Raw genomic sequence first — 3,406 nt, forward strand, 5'->3', positions numbered from 1 at the left:
CCACGCGCCCGGCGCGTCCTCGTGGATGCGCACCGTGCCGACCACCTGATCCTGCAACACGCCGAGCGAGGAGACGGCGGCGAGCGGGATCGCATCCGCGTCGCGCGCATCCGCGTCGTCGCCGTCGAACAGCCCCTGCTCGTCGCAGAACACAGCGCGGCGCAGCGCGCGGCAGCCGGCGATCTCCCACCGTTCGGCGGCGATGCGCACGCGGAACTCGGCCGGCAGGAACCGCTCCGGCGGCAGGATCATCATGGCGCCGCCTCCTCGAACGCCGACAGCGCCGAACACGCGCCGCAGCGCCCGCACCCGGCCTTGATCTCCGCCGAACGCAGCCCGCCCGCGCGCAGCATCCGGCCGAGCGGCCCCAGGATCGCGCGCATGAACGCCGCGTCCGGCGCCGGATGCGCCGCGAGCGGCGTGCCGCCCACCGGCACGAACGGCACCACGAAGGGATAGACGCCGAGGCCGACGAGCCGCTCGCAGCACGCGAGGATCGCCTCCGTCGTGTCGCCGAGACCCGCGAGGATGTACGTGCTCACCTGCCCACGCCCGAACACCGGCACGGCGGCGGCGAAGGCGTCGTAGTAGCGGTCCATCGACACCGTCGCCTTTCCGGGCATGATGCGCGCCCGCACGTCCGGCGTGACGGCTTCCAGATGCATGCCGAGGCTGTCGATGCCGGCGGCGTGCATGCGGCGGAACCACGCATGGTCGCGCGGCGGCTCGCACTGGCCCTGGATCGGCAGGTCGATCGCCGCCTTGATCGCGAACGCGCTCTCGCACAGCACCGCCGCACCCCGGTCGATCACGTTCGGCGTGCCGGTGGTCAGCACCATGTGCTTCACGCCGTCGAGCAGCACCGCCATGCGCGCGACCTCGGCCAACTGCTGCGGCGTCTTGTGCGCGACCGTGCGCCCCTCCGCCAGCGACTGCCCGATGGCGCAGAACTGGCAGGACGTCGCGCGGTCGGCATAGCGGATGCAGGTCTGCAGCACCGTCGTCGCCAGCACGTCGCGCCCGTGCAGGGTCGCGATCTTCCAGTACGGCACCCCGTCCAGCGTCTGCAAAGCATAGAAGCGCGGCGTGCGGGGAAACGCCACGCGCCCGACCGGCCGCCCGTCGCGCAGCACCACGCTCTCCCCGTCCGGCCCGGCGGGGCCCGCGGTGAAGGGCGAGGCGGCGGCGTCGTTAAACACCGGCACCATCACGGTGCGGCCGCCGATCGTCACCGCCTTGTGGTCGGTCGGACCGGCGCCGCCGCGACGCGCCGGCACGCCGGCGGCGGGATCAGCCAGACGCAGCCCGTAGGACTGCAAATCCGTGATCAGCGTCCGGTCGTCCGGCGTCGGGCTCGGCTCGCTCTGGCTCATCACTCGTGTCCTTGGCGGAAGAGAAGCGCGCGATGTCGTGCGGGGCGTCATCGACGACGAGGGACAGCAGCTCGGGCCGCGCGTAATGGCCGACGCTGTCCATCATCCGCTTGCGCTTGACGATCAGCGACATGTCGAGGTCGGCGATCACCATGCCCTCGCCCTCGCGCAGCGGCGGTGCAAGATGCGCGCCCTCGGGCGAGACGATCGCCGTGCAGCAGCCGCCGCGCAGCGCGCGGTGCATCGCCGGGTCGGGCGCGATGGCGGCGCGCTGCGCGTCGGTCAGCCAGCCGGTGGCGTTGACGACGAAGCAGCCGGACTCCAGCGCGTGATGGCGGATCGTCACCTCCATCTGGTCGGCGAAGATCGGCCCGACCATGGAGCCGGGGAACTGCGCCAGATGGATTTCCTCGTGCTGCGCCATCAGGGCGGCGCGCGCGAGCGGGTTGTAGTGCTCCCAGCACGCGAGCGCGCCGATGCGGCCGAGCGCGGTGTCCACCACGCGCAGCCCGCGCCCGTCGCCCTGGCCCCAGATCATGCGCTCGTGAAACGTCGGCGTGATCTTGCGCCGGTGCAGCACGATACGCCCCTCGGCGTCGAACAGCAGCTGCGCGTTGTACAGCGAGCCGTGGTCGCGCTCGTTGACGCCGAGCAGGACATGCACGCCGTGCCGGCGCGCGGCCGCGCCCACCGCGTCCGTCGCCGGGCCCGGCACGCTCGGCGAATCCTCGTACAGCTTCATGTGCCTGGCGCCGATCGAGACCGGCGGATGCACGAACGAGAAATACGGGTAGTACGGGACGAAGGTTTCGGGGAAGACGAGCAGCTCCGCCCCCTTCCCCGCCGCCTCGGCGATGGCGGCGCAGACGCGCTCCACCGTGCCGTCGGCGCTGTCGAGCACCGGAGCCAGCTGGATCGCGGCCGCGCGCACCGTGCGTGGCATCAGCGTCGCCCCTCGGCGTCGCCCCTTACAGCGTCCACGTGTGGATCATGAAGCTGTTGTCGCGGCGGTGCAGGAGGATGAGGTCGAGCACGTCGAGCGGGTTGATCGGCCGTATGCCGGGCACCAGCGCGCCCTCGCCGTGGCCGTACAGTGCCTGCAAGGCGAAGCGGCAGGCATAGACCTTGCCGCCCTCGTCCATGAACTTCGTCAGCTGCTTGGCGAAGTTGCCGTGGCCGGGGAACGCCTCGTCGCCAAGGCGGGGGAACCCGCGCTGCAGCCCGAGCGTCACGCCCGGCCCGTACAGCAGGATCGTCGTCTCGAACCCTTTCCGTTGCAGCCGTGTCGCCTGCAACATGTTCACGAGGCCGATCGACCCCTCGAACGCGACGGTATGAAACGTCACCAGCGCCTTCTCGCCCGGCGCGGCCTTCACGTCCTCGAAAACTTTTTCCTCGTAGTCGACGAGGTAGTCGCCGGTCTTGTTGGGCTCCCTGGTCACGGCGGGCATGGGCTGGCTCCTGGCTGGCTGCGGGGCTGGGATGCGGGATCGCGTCTCGCCTCGACAGACAGCAACCGGTGTGCCAGGGGCCGCGCCTGCCGGTCTGCATACGTTCCGGGCAGGATGGCCATACACCGACGCGATCAATCCATACGCGCCGGTCGTAACGATCCATACAAAGCTGACGGAGCGGGCGAACGGTATGCGGGTATGTCGGTATTGATTATTATATGAGCTTTGTCTGCTTAATTTGATATCAATATGCCCGTATCACGGCGCTACCGAGTATCGCTCAAACGACGTCCGCAAAGAAAGACGGCATCGGCGCCCGTAACGCTTCCGTGATCGCCTCCAGCGCGGCGCGCAGCCGGTAATGGTCGGACGCGGCGCCCAGCGCCACCCGCACCGCATGCGGCGGCTTGCCGCTGAGGTGAAACGCCTCGCTCGGCACCAGCGCGAGGCCGCGGTCGCGCGCATGCGCCACGAACTCCGCCCGGCCCCAATGCGCCGGCAGCCGCAGCCACAGATGCAGCCCGTCGGGGTGCGCGGTCAGCAGGTCCGCCGGCAGCACCGCCCGCGCCAGCGCCTGCC

Annotated in this window: 4 protein-coding genes and 1 pseudogene; all 5 read right to left on the reverse strand. The window is 70.5% G+C overall.

Features of this window, described 5'->3' with window-relative positions; translation table 11 throughout:
• Positions 1–255, reverse strand: a 255-nt coding sequence (locus tag B8460_RS09680; RefSeq protein WP_373855781.1) for an MSMEG_0567/Sll0786 family nitrogen starvation N-acetyltransferase, incomplete at its 3' end; no start/stop codon positions are given.
• A complete protein-coding gene (locus B8460_RS09685; RefSeq protein ID WP_048861392.1) occupies positions 252–1,373 on the reverse strand; it encodes an MSMEG_0568 family radical SAM protein in 1,122 nt (373 codons plus the stop codon). The genes B8460_RS09680 and B8460_RS09685, both read right to left, overlap by 4 nt.
• Entirely contained in the window at positions 1,291–2,316 is a 1,026-nt protein-coding gene (locus tag B8460_RS09690; protein WP_048861393.1) for a Nit6803 family nitrilase, read from the reverse strand. The genes B8460_RS09685 and B8460_RS09690 overlap by 83 nt, the downstream gene beginning before the upstream one ends.
• Positions 2,317–2,341: 25 nt before the next feature.
• Positions 2,342–2,824 carry an MSMEG_0572/Sll0783 family nitrogen starvation response protein gene (locus B8460_RS09695; RefSeq protein ID WP_048861394.1) on the reverse strand — a complete coding sequence of 161 codons (483 nt, stop codon included), beginning with the start codon at positions 2,822–2,824 and terminating at the stop codon, positions 2,342–2,344.
• Between the two features lie 283 nt (positions 2,825–3,107).
• Positions 3,108–3,406 (reverse strand): annotated as a pseudogene (locus tag B8460_RS21835) (PLP-dependent aminotransferase family protein); the annotation flags it as partial.

Origin of the sequence: Acidisphaera rubrifaciens HS-AP3, assembly GCF_000964365.1 — a bacterium.
GTDB lineage: Bacteria > Pseudomonadota > Alphaproteobacteria > Acetobacterales > Acetobacteraceae > Acidisphaera > Acidisphaera rubrifaciens.

What these genes read in the sequence shown, in the direction of transcription:
- B8460_RS09685 (WP_048861392.1), bottom strand. Translation starts at nt 1,373, where the DNA reads ATGAGCCAGAGCGAGCCGAGCCCGACGCCGGACGACCGGACGCTGATC.
- B8460_RS09690 (WP_048861393.1), bottom strand. Translation starts at nt 2,316, where the DNA reads ATGCCACGCACGGTGCGCGCGGCCGCGATCCAGCTGGCTCCGGTGCTC.
- B8460_RS09695 (WP_048861394.1), bottom strand. Translation starts at nt 2,824, where the DNA reads ATGCCCGCCGTGACCAGGGAGCCCAACAAGACCGGCGACTACCTCGTC.